This is a genomic window from Nocardia gamkensis NBRC 108242, assembly GCF_001612985.1.
Lineage (GTDB): Bacteria > Actinomycetota > Actinomycetes > Mycobacteriales > Mycobacteriaceae > Nocardia > Nocardia gamkensis.
This window is the reverse complement of record NZ_BDBM01000030.1, coordinates 68,710-81,571: the sequence shown is the minus strand read 5'-3', so window position 1 is coordinate 81,571 and position 12,862 is coordinate 68,710. Positions and strand designations below refer to the sequence as shown.

Sequence of the window (12,862 nt, the reverse complement as noted above, 5' to 3'; positions counted from 1 at the left end):
CCGACGACGCCGTGACCGGCGACGACGCGGTGACCGGCGACGTGGTCGCCGAGCACGCCGCGCGAATGCACCGGTCCGGCTGGTCGGCCGATCCCACCGTGGGCGAGCTGCAACTGGAGGACCGCAGCTCGCTGCGGCGTGTGGCGGGCCTGTCCACCGAGCTCGCCGACATCACCGAGGTCGAGTACCGGCAGCTGCGCCTGGAGCGCGTCGTGCTGGTCGGTGTCTGGACGGCGGGTACCGCCGCGCAGGCCGAGGCGAGCATGGCCGAGCTGGCGGCGCTCGCCGAGACCGCGGGCTCCGAGGTGCTCGAAGCGCTGATCCAGCGCCGCGACCGGCCGGATCCGGCCACCTACATCGGCTCCGGCAAGGCCGAGGAGTTGCGCTCGGTCGTACTGGAGACCGGCGCCGACACCGTCATCTGCGACGGCGAGCTCACTCCGGCGCAGCTGACCGCCCTGGAGAAGGTGGTCAAGGTCAAGGTGGTCGACCGGACCGCGTTGATCCTGGACATCTTCGCCCAGCACGCCACCTCCCGGGAGGGCAAGGCGCAGGTCTCGCTGGCCCAGATGGAGTACATGCTGCCCAGGCTGCGCGGTTGGGGCGAGTCGATGTCCCGGCAGGCCGGTGGCCGCGCGGGCAGCAACGGCGGCGTGGGTCTGCGTGGTCCCGGTGAGACGAAGATCGAAACCGACCGTCGTCGCATCCGCGAGCGCATGGCCAAGCTGCGCCGGGAGATCCGCGAGATGAAGACCGCGCGCGACACCATGCGGGCGCGCCGCAACTCCAGCGGCATCCCGTCCGTCGCGATCGTCGGCTACACCAACGCGGGCAAGTCGAGCCTGATGAACAAGCTCACCGGCGCGGGCCTGCTGGTCCAGGACGCGCTGTTCGCCACCCTCGACCCGACCACCCGCCGGGCGGAACTGGACGACGGGCGCGAGGTCGTCTTCACCGACACCGTCGGCTTCGTGCGGCATCTGCCCACGCAACTGGTCGAGGCGTTCCGTTCCACCTTGGAGGAAGTGACCGGCGCCGATCTGCTGCTGCACGTGGTGGACGGTTCCGACGCCCTGCCCGCCGAGCAGATCAAGGCCGTCCGCGAGGTGATCACGGACGTGATCAAGGAATCCGGCACGCCCGCCCCGCCGGAACTGCTGGTGGTGAACAAAACCGACGCGATGGGGCCGACCGAGCTCACCAACCTGCGCGCGCTGCTGCCGGACGCGTCGTTCGTGTCCGCGCACACCGGTCGTGGCATCGATACGCTGCGCGAGCGGCTCGCCGAAATGCTCGGCGGGCTGGACGTGGAGATCAGCGTGCTGCTGCCGTACACGCGCGGCGACCTGCTCGCCCGCATCCATGCCGACGGCCGCATCTTCGACTCCCAGCATGAGGAGGGCGGAACCCGCGTTCACGCGCGCGTCCCGCACGCCCTGGCGGCCGCCCTGTCGGAGTACGCGCACGCGGGCACGGGGGAGTCCGGCGAGTAAGCCACTCCGTGCGGGGACTCGGTCCAGCGCCAGCGGGCGCCGGTGGTCGCCTGTGCCTCGTCATGTGTGCACAAGTCGGCCCGGGGCGCTCCGGCCGCAGTCGTGCGGGGGTCAATCCGCTGCGCGGTAGGCCGCCTGACGTAGCCCGGCTGCCATATGGCTTCCGTGGGGTGGAGACGGCCTCGGTATGGATGCCTCGGCGGGGGCGATGACTTGCGAGTTCGCGACGGGCTTGCCGGGACGGATGAACGAGCTGGTCGCTCGACCAAATGGGCGTGTCGCGATATGACGCGCACATCCGGTGCGACGCAGTCGATTTCGTTGCGCTATCGTCATCGAATCGACACCAGGAGGGTTCATGTCGGACGCCCGCTCCGATTCCCGCACCCGGCGCTCCGGCGCCGTGAGCAGCGCCGATCCGGCGCTCACCGACGGTGCGCCGCTGTCGGTCGCGCTGACCGACACCGATCTGCGGGTGATCGACACCCTGCTCGCGCCGCTGCGCGCGTGGACCAGCCCGCGTTTCTACGGCCTGGAGAACATCCCCGCCGACGGCCCGGTGCTGCTGGTCGGTAACCACAATCTGCTGGGCGGCATCGACGCGCCGATGCTGCTGCCCGAGGTGCTGCGCCGCCGCGGCCGCCTGATCCGCGGTCTCGCCGAGAACGTGCTGATCAATGTGCCCGGTATACGTCACCTGCTGCACCACTACGGCGCGGTGCGCGGGACTCGGTCCAACTGCCTGGCCCTGCTGCGGCGCGGCGAGGCCGTGATGGTGTTCCCCGGCGGCGGCCGGGAGGCGGTGCGCCGCAAGAACGAGAAGTACCTGCTGAAGTGGGAGGGGCGCAGCGGCTTCGCGCGCATGGCTATCGAAGCGGGCGCGCCCATCGTCCCGGTCGCGATGATCGGCGTCGACGACGCCTACGACATCGTGGTGGACGGCGACCATCCGATCCTGCGCCCGCTGCGCTGGACCGTGGAAGCGCTCGGCCTCAGCCGCGACCTCACCCCGCCGCTCATCCGCGGAGTAGGTCCCACCGTGATCCCGCGGCCGGAGCGCTTCTATTTCTCCGCGGGCGCGCCCATCGACCCGGCGCCCTGGCGCGACGCGGGCGACATGCACGCCGCCGCGGTCGAATTCCGCGACGTGGTGCGCAAGGCGCTGGAGGAGGAGATGAACTTCCTCTTCGCCGAACGGGCGCGGGACCAAGGCCGCACCCTGGTGGGTCGTGTGCGGGGTTGGCTGAACCTCTGAGGTTCGCTGTCCGGTCTATCGCGGCTCTCGATCCGGTGACTACCGCGCGGGGGCATGGGGTCGCTCCGGTGTAGTCGCCGCCGAGCGGGGACGAAGTCGATGTCGGATGCACTCCGAGTCCGGTCGGTACGGCCGGTTCGCGGCGCTGATGCCATGTGTCCGGCGGCTCGATCGGCAGGTCAGCCCGTCGGACGCAGCTGGATGTGACTGCGCCCGCGTGATGGCGCCTGAGTGGGATTGGTCCGCGCCTCCGTGAAGCCCCGGTCGTCGTGGAGCCGAGGCGCAGAAGGCGTCCGTGACGGCGGGGCGGCTGTGATGCACCGGTTGCGCATCAGGGCGCCCGCTCGCGCACGCATAGGTGGGCTGGCTCGAGTGTCCGCCGCCGACCGACGCGCGCTCTGGCACTACCAGCGGGAAAGAGCCGGTAGCGGACAGCCTCGAGCTGCCGGGTAGCGGCCACCGGACCGGTGATCGGCCGACCTCGCCGAAGAATCGGGGTGGAATCCAGCGATGCCCGGCGATGTCGTCCTTGTCCGCCCCCGAGTCTCCGATCGTTTGCGGGGAATCTCGCCTGCTGATCCGGACCCGTGCCGCCGCTCCTGGTGAGACCATGGTTCTGGCCCCAGAAGTGAACAGGGATTCTCCTTCCGGGTACGGTATGGGGCAACGACTGGTCGGTGTGGACCGGCCGGTGTGGTCACTAGGAGGTTGGCGTGGAACGCACACTGTTCGAACCCGAACACGAACTGTTCCGGGAGTCGTTCCGCAAGTTTCTCGATCAGCACGTCGCGCCGAATCACGCGAAGTGGGAGGAGCAGGGCATCGTCGACCGGGAGGTCTGGCTGGAGGCGGGCAAGCAGGGCTTCCTCGGCATGGCCATGCCGGAGCAGTACGGCGGCGGCGGGGTGAAGGATTTCCGCTACAACGCCATCGTCTCGGAGGAGTCGGTGCGCGGCCAGTACTCCGGTCTCGGCTTCTCGCTGCACAACGATGTGATCGCGCCTTACCTGCTCGAGCTGGCCAACGAGGAGCAGAAGCAGCGCTGGTTGCCCGGTTTCTGCGCGGGCGAGATCATCACCGCGATCGCGATGACCGAACCGGGCACCGGTTCGGATCTGCAGGGCATCAAGACCCGCGCGGTGCGCGACGGGGACGACTGGATCCTCAACGGCGCCAAGACCTTCATCACCAACGGCATCAACTCCGACATCGTGATCGTGGTGGCGCAGACCGACCCGGAGAAGGGCGCGATGGGCTTCAGCCTGTTCGTGGTCGAGCGCGGCATGCCCGGCTTCGAGCGCGGCCGCAACCTGGACAAGCTCGGCCTCAAGGCCCAGGACACCGCCGAGCTGAGCTTCACCGATGTGCGCGTGCCCGGCAAGAACCTGCTCGGCACCGAGGGGATGGGCTTCATCCACCTCATGCAGAACCTGCCGCAGGAGCGGCTGTCGATCGCCGTCATGGCGGCGGCGGCCATGGAGTCCTGCCTGGACATGACCGTCCAGTACGTCCGCGACCGCAAGGCGTTCGGCAAGCCGATCGGCGCGCTGCAGAACACTCGCTTCGTCCTCGCCGAACTGGCCACCAAGACCACCGCCGTTCGTCTGATGGTGGACAAGTTCATCGAACTGCTCAACGAGAACAAGCTGACCGCCGAGGACGCGGCGATGGCCAAGTGGTGGAGCACCGAGGAGCAACTCGACCTGATCAACCGCTGCCTGCAACTGCACGGCGGATACGGCTACATGAAGGAATACCCGATCGCGAAGGCCTACATGGACGCTCGCATCCAGACCATCTACGGTGGCACGACCGAGATCATGAAGGAGATCATCGGGCGGAGCCTGAAACTCTCCTGACAGCGCGCGGTTTTTCGCTCGGGCCGCCGTCCGCCGTCGGCCCGGGCATCGCCTGGGGCACAATCGCCTCCCGAGGTGCCGACGGACTCGACGTCCGTCCATCACCCGAAGTGGAGGAGATGCGATGCCGAGTCTGGCCAACCAGGTCGTGCGCGGATATTTGAAGGCGACGCGCGCCAATCGGGTATTCGTCGACGTCGGCGCGGCGCGGGAGCGCGTTCGCGATCTGAGCCTGCGGCCCCGGCGCTACGGTCCGCCGCGCCGGCTGCGCGCGGATGTGGCGATCACGGTGGACCGTCGCGGCGGCTGGCCGGTCTACACGCTGACTCCGCGCGGGCAGCGGCCCCGGGGGAATGTCGTGTACGCGCACGGTGGCGGCTGGGTGCACGAGATCGCACCGCAGCATTGGGCACTGTGCGCGGCCGTCGCCGCGGAAACCGGTGCGGCCGTGACTGTCGCGATCTACCCGCTGATTCCGTTCGGGACGGCCGCGCAAGTCGTCCAAGGCTTCGTCGACCTGGTGCTCGCGAACCGGGAAACCTACGAGAACGTCTGTTTGGCAGGGGATTCCGCCGGTGGGCAGATCGCTCTGTCTGCCGCGGTGGTGTTGCGGGACGAGCATCGCGTGCGGCTGCCGGGCACCGTGCTGATCGCACCCGCCCTCGATCTCTCGCTGAGTAATCCGGAGATTCCGGTTGTACAGCCCCGCGACCCGTGGCTGGGCGTCGCGGGGACTCGGGTGCTCATCGAGCACTGGCGGGGCGACCTCGCGATCGCCGACCCGAGGGTCAGCCCGCTCGCCGCCGACCTGCGCGGGCTCGGTCCGCTGACGGTCTTCTGCGGCACCGACGACATCCTGCACCCGGACACGCGCCTGTTGGTCGATGCGGCTCGGGGCGCCGGGGTCGTCGTGGACTACCACGAGGCCCCTGGCCTGCCACATGTCTATCCGCTGACCCCGACCCCGGAGGGGCGTGCCGCGCGTCGGGCCGTCATCGAAAGTCTGCGTAGCGCGCTCGCCAGTTGAGCGAAGGCTCGGTGCCGTCGAAGAACGGGCCCGCACCGGAGAAGGCGGTCACGGCGGCCGAGTAGCGGCGCGCAACGCTCGGCGGGCTGCGGACCCGCTGCCGGAAACGAACGGAATTCGCCCGCGATGCACTCGATCGAACCGGCGCAGACTTCGATCACCGCCGGTCTCGAGTCGTGGCACGACGTCGAAACCCGTTCCGGGCCCCGGCTCACCCAGCGGTTGCGGGCAGCGTCACCACGAAACAGGCGCCAGGCGTGCCGTCGATGACGTGGATGGTGCCCCCGTGGCGTTCGACGACGTCGCGGACGATGGCCAAGCCCAGGCCCGCACCGCCTTCGTCGCGACTGCGGGCGTCGTCCAGACGGACGAATCGCTGGAAGATGCGGTCGCGATCGGCGGGCGGCACGCCGGGGCCGTCGTCGGTGACCGACAGCGTCACCCGCCCGCCGTCGATTCGCTGCACGGCGACCCGCACGATGCTCGCGGCATGCCGCTGGGCGTTGTCGACGAGGTTGCCCAGGACGCGCGCGAGCTGGGTACGGCTGCCGGTGATCGCGACGGCGTCCTCCGGTGTCGCGATCTCCACGGCCACCCGGTCGCCCGCACGGTGCTCCAATTCGTCGCGAACCAGCACCGTCAGGTCCACGCGATCCGCACGCGGTTGCTCGCCCGCGTCGAGCCGGGCCAAGAGCAACAGGTCGGCCGCGAGGTGTTCCAGCCGGATGGTGTCGCCGATCAGGCCGTCCAGTTCCAACAGATCGGGGTGGGCCTGGGCTACCTCGAGCTGGGTGCGCAGGCTGGCGATGGGGCTGCGCAATTCGTGGGCGGCGTCGGCGATGAACCGGCGCTGGCGCTCCCCGGATTCCTCCAGGGCGGCGAGCGTGGCGTTGGTGGTGGTCGCCAGCCTGCCGATCTCGTCGCGGGAGCCCGGTTCGGGCACGCGCCGGGACAGATCGCCGTCCATGATCTCGGCGAGCTGCCTGCGGATCGCCTCCACCGGGCGCAGGGCGCGTCTGGTGACCAGCCAGGTCACCAGGGCGACCAAGGCGAGCAGCGGCAGCAGGCCGATCAGCATCGCTTGCCGCGCGTCCGCCACCGCGCTGTCGGCGGTCTCCAGCGAGGAGCCCGCGTAGACGGTGGCGGGCTGCCCCCCGGGGGCGGTCACCGCGAGGGCGGCGACCCGGAACGGGTGCGGGCCGTCCTCGGTATCAACCGTCAGCCGTACGTCGCCGAATTCCGCGTCGGCTGTCGTGAGGTCCGCGCTCGGGGAGGGGTTTTCGTCGTCGTCCGATTCCCCCTCGTCCTCGTCATCTGCGTCGTCCTCGTCGTCCTCGTCGTCTCGGTCCCCGGAGGCCTTCGCGAGGGGCCCGAAGTCGGCCATCGGAGGTTTCCCCGCGAGTTCGTCAGCGGCCGCGAGGACTCGGCGGTCGATCGAAACGATCTGCACCGGTCGATCTTCGGCGTCCGGAAGCGACAATCGCGCGAGGTCGGCGCCCGAGGCGAGCTGGGTCGCCACGTCACGCGCGGTGGTCTCCGCCTGCAATTCGGCGCTGTGCACCAGGTTGTGCCGCAGCACCGCCAGCACCGTGAGCCCGGCGGCCGTCAGCGCCATCGCGACGACCGCCGTCGCCGCGACCGTGGTGCGCGTGCGGACCGATCGCCACCAGGCGCGCCTGCTCCGCTCAGGCACGGTCGGCTGCCAGCCGGTATCCGGCGCCGCGGACGGTGGTGATCGTCCGGCGTCCGAACGGCGCGTCGATCTTGCGGCGCAACGTGCTGATGTAGACCTCGACGATGTTCGGATCGCCGTCGTAGGCGAAATCCCAGACATGGTGCAGGATATCGGCTTTCGACACCACCTCTCCCGCTCGGACGGCCAGGTGCTCGAGCACGGCGAACTCCTTGGCGGTGAGCGTCACGTCCTGCGAGCCGCGGCGGCAGGTCCGGGTGCCCGGGTCCACGATCAGGTCGCCGACGCGCAGCACCCGTGCGCCGCCGCGGGTTCGGCGGCGCAACAGGGCGCGAATGCGGGCCAGCAGCACGAGGTAGGAGAACGGCTTGCTGAGGTAGTCGTCGGCTCCGGTGTCCAGCCCCTCGGCCTCGTCGTATTCGCCGTCTTTCGCGGTCAGCATGAGCACCGGTGTCTCGTGGCCCCCGGCGCGCAGCGCGGCGCAGACCCGGTAACCGTTCATGCCGGGCAGCATGATGTCGAGGATGATCAGGTCGTAGTCGGTGGTGGTCGCCAGGTGCAGCCCCTCGGCGCCGTCGTGCACCACATCCACGGCAAATCCCTCGGCCGACAAGCCTTTTGCCAGTGTGAGAGCCAGACGTTTCTCGTCCTCCACGATCAGCAGACGCATCCACCAAGAGTGGCAGACCGATCCTGAAACCGTCTTCAGGTGGCTTCAGCTCGCCTTCAGTTCCGTGCGTCACCGTAGTCGCACTCGAATCAGCACTCCCGCAGGAGGTTTCGCATGACAACCGTTTTCCGCCGTGCCTACGCCGGTCTTCGCTGGCTCCTCGTCGGCACGGCCGTCGCGGCCGTCGTCGTCGGTCTCAGCGCGGCCCTGGCCGCTGTCGCCACCGGCGGACCGGACGATCACACCGTCGCCTTCCGCTCGTCCGCGGGGGACTGGTCGCTGGTGGCCGACACCGGGATCAGCAGGCAGGAGGCGATCGACAAGGCAGTGCGGGCCGTGCCCGGCGGGCAGGTCCGGTCCACCGAACTCGACTCCGATCGTGGCACCCCGGTCTGGGAGGTCGAGCTCACCACGCCAGCGGGCGTGCGGTACGACGTGACGATCGATGCGCACAGCGGCGCGGTCCACAGCGCGGTCGACCACGACTGAGCTTCCGCGGCGGCGCAGGTGTGACGGGTCGGTGCTCGGGTAAGCAGGAGGTGTTTGCTGCCCGGCGGCGGGGATCCGGAGGGGGATCCCGGCCGTGGCTTCACCGATGCAGGCGCCGGTCGGCGTCGTGCGTAACGCCATGGAGATGCGTTCGCCGAGCATCGTAGATTTGGTCCGCGCCGCGTTTGCCCGAGAGTAGCCTCAAGGTTGTCCGCTCGAGGAATCGAGGTCGCGATGCACGAGATGGCCATCACGCAGAGCGTCATCGACGCCGTCTGCGAGCACGCGGCGGGCCGGCGGGTGCACTCGGTCACCGTCGAGGTCGGCGCGCTGTGCGCCGTCGTGCCCGAGGCCATGCGGTTCTGTTTCGAAGTCGCCGCCGAGGCGACGGTAGCGGAGGGCGCGCGGCTGGTCCTGGTGGAGATCCCCGGGGTAGGGGCGTGCCGGACCTGCGGAGCCGAGTTCCGGCTGCCGGACCCGATCCTGCTGTGTCCCTGCGGCAGCGCCGATGTCGAGATCCGCGCCGGGCGCGAACTGCGTATCCGATCCATGGAGGTGAGTGAGGCATGTGCGCAACCTGCGGTTGCGGCGACGACGCCGCCGCGCTGATTCGCGTCCCGCACGACCACCAGCACTCCGAGACACACGACCACGCCCATGAGCACTCCCATCCCCATGAGCACACGCACGGCCCGGACGCCGACCACGTCCACGTGCCCGCAACCGAGACCGTCAGCCTGGAGCTGAAGGTGCTGGCCAAGAACGACGAACTGGCGCAGCGCAACCGGGCCTGGCTGGCCGAGCGCGACATCGTCGCGTTCAACATGACCAGCTCGCCGGGCGCGGGCAAGACCAGTCTGCTGGAACGCACCATCCGCGAGTCCGGCCGGACTCCGATCGCGGTGATCGAGGGCGACCAGGCGACATTGCTCGACGCCGAACGCATCCAGGCCACCGGGTGCCGCGTCGTGCAGGTCAACACCGGCGCGGGATGTCACCTGGACGCCGAGATGATGTATCGCGCGCTGGAGAAGCTCGACCCGGCGCCGGGCACGCTGCTGTTCGTCGAGAACGTCGGCAATCTCGTCTGCCCGGCGCTGTTCGACCTGGGGGAGCGGGAGAAGGTGGTCGTCATCTCGGTGACCGAGGGGACCGACAAACCGCTGAAGTATCCGCACATGTTCCAGGCGGCGGGACTGGTGTTGGTGAACAAGACCGATCTGCTGCCGTATGTCGATTTCGATCTGGACCGATGCCGGGAGTACATCCATTCGATACATCCCGGCGTCGAGGTCCTTCCGCTGTCCGTTAGCAGCGGTGCAGGCCTGTCTACCTGGTATGACTGGCTGGCCGAGCGGCGTCGCGCGGCCGGTTCGGCGGCTCTTGAGGATGCCGCCGGGCGCGCTTAAGGTGAAGTGATCAGGATCACATCGACGGGTGACCCCTTCTTCGAGAAAGGCGAGATTCGGCCCCCGGTGGTCCGCTGCGGAAGGTGGCGAGACATGCCCACTCAGGAAGCAGTACGAGCCGAAGAAACGCTGATCCACGTTCTCTGGATCAACGCCGGACTCAGTTGTGACGGTGACTCGGTCGCCTTGACGGCGGCCACGCAGCCGAGCATCGAAGAAATCGCTCTCGGCGCCCTGCCCGGTCTGCCCAAGATCGCCGTGCACTGGCCGCTCATAGACTTCGAGTGCGGCCCGAACGGCGGCGCCGATGATTTCCTGGAGTGGTTCTTCAAGGCCGACCGCGGGGAACTCGAGCCGTTCGTTCTGGTGGTCGAGGGCTCGATCCCGAACGAGCAACTCAAGGAAGAGGGCTACTGGTGCGGGTTCGGCAACAATCCCGCCACCGGACAGCCCATGACGACCAGCGAATGGCTGGATCGTCTCGCGCCGAAGGCCACGGCCATCGTGGCGGCGGGCACCTGCGCGACCTACGGGGGCATCCACGCGATGGCGGGCAACCCGACCGGCGCGATGGGCGTGCCGGATTACCTCGGCTGGGACTGGAAGAGCAAGGCGGGTATTCCGATCGTGTGCGTGCCGGGCTGCCCGATCCAGCCGGACAACATGTCGGAGACGCTCACCTATCTGCTCTACATGGCGACCGGACAGGCGCCGATGATCCCGCTCGACGAGGCGTTGCGGCCCAAGTGGCTGTTCGGGGCGACCGTGCACGAGGGCTGCGACCGGGCGGGCTACTACGAACAGGGTGAGTTCGCCACCGAGTACGGCTCGCCGAAATGCATTGTGAAGCTCGGCTGCTGGGGGCCCGTGGTCAAGTGCAACGTCCCCAAGCGCGGCTGGATCAACGGCTTGGGTGGCTGCCCGAACGTCGGCGGTATCTGCATCGGCTGCACCATGCCGGGCTTCCCGGACAAGTTCATGCCGTTCATGGACGAACCACCCGGCGGGAAGCTCTCGTCCAGCGCATCGGGGCTCTACGGATCGGTGATCCGCAGCCTCCGTCACATCACCGGACGCACCGTCGACAAGGAGCCGCACTGGCGGCACCGGGGCCGGAAGCTGGAGACCGGCGCGACCCGCACTTGGTAGGAGGATCTCTGATGACACAGATCATCCCGGAGCCGTCGCACCGGACGATCGAGCCGGACCGTCTCGTCGAGATGGCGTGGGACCCGATCACCCGCATCGTCGGCAGCCTCGGCATCTACACCAAAATCGACTTCGAGAACCGGGAAGTGGTCGAGTGCCACAGCACCTCGTCCATCTTCCGCGGCTATTCGATCTTCATGAAGGGCAAGGACCCGCGCGACGCGCACTTCATCACCAGCCGCATCTGCGGCATCTGCGGTGACAATCACGCCACCTGTTCGTGCTACTGCCAGAACATGGCCTACGGCGTGCGCCCGCCGCACCTCGGCGAGTGGGTCGTGAACCTGGGCGAAGCCGCCGAGTACATGTTCGACCACAACATCTTCCAGGAGAACCTGGTCGGCGTGGACTACTGCGAGAAGATGGTCTCCGAGACCAACCCGGGCGTGCTGGCCAGGGCGGAGAACACCGAGGCGCCGCACGCGGGCGACCACGGGTACCGCACGATCGCCGACATCATGCGGGCGCTCAACCCGTTCACCGGCGAGTTCTACCGGGAGGCGCTACAGGTCAGCCGGATCACCAGGGAGATGTTCTGCCTGATGGAAGGCAGGCACGTCCACCCGTCCACGCTGTATCCCGGTGGACCCGGCACGGTCGCGACGATCCAGTTGATGACCGACTACCTGTCCCGGCTGATGCGCTATGTGGAGTTCATGAAGAAGGTCGTGCCGATGCACGACGACCTGTTCGACTTCTTCTACGAGGCGCTGCCGGGCTACGAGAAAGTCGGTCTGCGGCGCACGCTGCTTGGTTGCTGGGGCTCGTTCCAGGACCCGGAGTTCTGCAATTTCGAGTACAAGGACATGGCCGACTGGGGCCGCAAGATGTTCGTCACCCCCGGCGTCGTGGTCGACGGCAAACTGCTGACCACCTCCCTGGTCGACATCAACTTGGGCCTGCGGATCCTGCTGGGCAGTTCGTACTACGAGGACTGGACCGATCAGGAGATGTTCGTGAAGACCGATCCGCTGGGCAACCCGGTGGACCGGCGCCATCCCTGGAACCAGCACACCAACCCCCGGCCGCAGAAGCGAGACCTGGACGAGAAATACAGCTGGGTGATGTCGCCACGCTGGTTCGACGGCACCGACCACCTCTCGCTGGACACCGGAGGCGGCCCGCTGGCCCGGCTGTGGTCGACGGCGCTGGCCAACCTGGTCGACATCGGGTACGTGAAGTCGACCGGGAACAGCGTGCAGATCAACCTGCCCAAGACCGCGCTCAAAGGCCCGGTCACGCTGGAGTGGAAGATCCCGGTGCACGGCAGCAACACCCTCGAGCGCAACCGCGCGCGCACCTATTTCCAGGCGTACGCGGCCGCCTGCGCGCTGCACTTCGCGGAGAAGGCGATGGCGGAGATCCGGGCAGGCCACACCAAGACCTGGGAGAAGTTCGAGGTCCCCGAGGAAGGCATCGGCTGCGGCTTCACCGAGGCGGTGCGCGGCGTGCTGTCGCATCACATGGTGATCCGGGACGGCAAGATCGCCAACTACCACCCGTATCCGCCGACGCCGTGGAACGCCAGCCCGCGCGACAGCTATGGCACGCCCGGCCCCTACGAGGACGCGGTGCAGGGCCAGCCGATCTTCGAGGAGAACGACCGCGAGCACTTCAAGGGCATCGACGTCATGCGCACGGTGCGCAGTTTCGATCCGTGCCTGCCGTGCGGCGTGCACATGTACCTCGGCAACGGAAAGTCGCTGGAGAAACTGCACTCACCGACGCAGACGCTCACCCCCGAGTGAGTCCGCGTCG

General features: G+C 68.4%; 11 protein-coding genes. 9 read left to right on the top strand and 2 right to left on the bottom strand.

What is annotated here, in order from left to right; translation table 11 throughout:
• Window positions 1-65 precede the first annotated feature (65 nt).
• The 4 genes from hflX (at window position 66) to NG1_RS23110 (ending at window position 5,634) form a co-directional block, all read left to right on the top strand.
• Window positions 66-1,493, top strand: a complete 1,428-nt coding sequence (gene hflX, locus NG1_RS23125) for a GTPase HflX (RefSeq protein WP_062974089.1) — start codon at window positions 66-68, stop codon at window positions 1,491-1,493.
• A 358-nt stretch (window positions 1,494-1,851) separates the two neighbouring features.
• A complete protein-coding gene (locus NG1_RS23120) occupies window positions 1,852-2,748 on the top strand; it encodes a lysophospholipid acyltransferase family protein (RefSeq protein ID WP_062974022.1) in 897 nt (298 codons plus the stop codon).
• A 713-nt stretch (window positions 2,749-3,461) separates the two neighbouring features.
• The gene (locus NG1_RS23115; RefSeq protein WP_040867921.1) at window positions 3,462-4,607 is read left to right on the top strand and encodes an acyl-CoA dehydrogenase family protein; all 1,146 of its coding nucleotides are present in this window, start codon (window positions 3,462-3,464) and stop codon (window positions 4,605-4,607) included.
• A 124-nt stretch (window positions 4,608-4,731) separates the two neighbouring features.
• Complete coding sequence (locus NG1_RS23110) at window positions 4,732-5,634, top strand: alpha/beta hydrolase fold domain-containing protein (RefSeq protein ID WP_062974020.1); 903 nt, start codon at window positions 4,732-4,734, stop codon at window positions 5,632-5,634.
• Window positions 5,635-5,845: 211 nt separating this feature from the next.
• Here NG1_RS23110 and NG1_RS23105 read toward each other — a convergent pair whose 3' ends face one another.
• Window positions 5,846-7,327, bottom strand: coding sequence for a sensor histidine kinase (locus NG1_RS23105; RefSeq protein WP_245660007.1), 1,482 nt, complete (start codon window positions 7,325-7,327; stop codon window positions 5,846-5,848).
• A complete protein-coding gene (locus NG1_RS23100; RefSeq protein ID WP_040867915.1) occupies window positions 7,320-7,997 on the bottom strand; it encodes a response regulator in 678 nt (225 codons plus the stop codon). The genes NG1_RS23105 and NG1_RS23100 overlap by 8 nt, the downstream gene beginning before the upstream one ends.
• A 114-nt stretch (window positions 7,998-8,111) precedes the next feature.
• Between NG1_RS23100 and NG1_RS23095 the strand changes: the two genes are divergently transcribed.
• The 5 genes from NG1_RS23095 (at window position 8,112) to NG1_RS23075 (ending at window position 12,852) form a co-directional block, all read left to right on the top strand.
• Window positions 8,112-8,486 carry a PepSY domain-containing protein gene (locus tag NG1_RS23095; protein WP_062974018.1) on the top strand — a complete coding sequence of 125 codons (375 nt, stop codon included), beginning with the start codon at window positions 8,112-8,114 and terminating at the stop codon, window positions 8,484-8,486.
• 234 nt (window positions 8,487-8,720) lie between these two features.
• A complete protein-coding gene (hypA, locus tag NG1_RS23090) occupies window positions 8,721-9,095 on the top strand; it encodes a hydrogenase maturation nickel metallochaperone HypA (protein ID WP_062974016.1) in 375 nt (124 codons plus the stop codon).
• Entirely contained in the window at window positions 9,053-9,895 is an 843-nt protein-coding gene (gene hypB / locus NG1_RS23085; RefSeq protein ID WP_062974014.1) for a hydrogenase nickel incorporation protein HypB, read from the top strand. The genes hypA and hypB overlap by 43 nt, the downstream gene beginning before the upstream one ends.
• A 93-nt stretch (window positions 9,896-9,988) precedes the next feature.
• Complete coding sequence (locus NG1_RS23080) at window positions 9,989-11,044, top strand: NADH-quinone oxidoreductase subunit B family protein (RefSeq protein WP_062974012.1); 1,056 nt, start codon at window positions 9,989-9,991, stop codon at window positions 11,042-11,044.
• Window positions 11,045-11,055: 11 nt separating this feature from the next.
• Window positions 11,056-12,852 carry a nickel-dependent hydrogenase large subunit gene (locus NG1_RS23075; RefSeq protein WP_062974010.1) on the top strand — a complete coding sequence of 599 codons (1,797 nt, stop codon included), beginning with the start codon at window positions 11,056-11,058 and terminating at the stop codon, window positions 12,850-12,852.
• Window positions 12,853-12,862 lie beyond the last annotated feature (10 nt).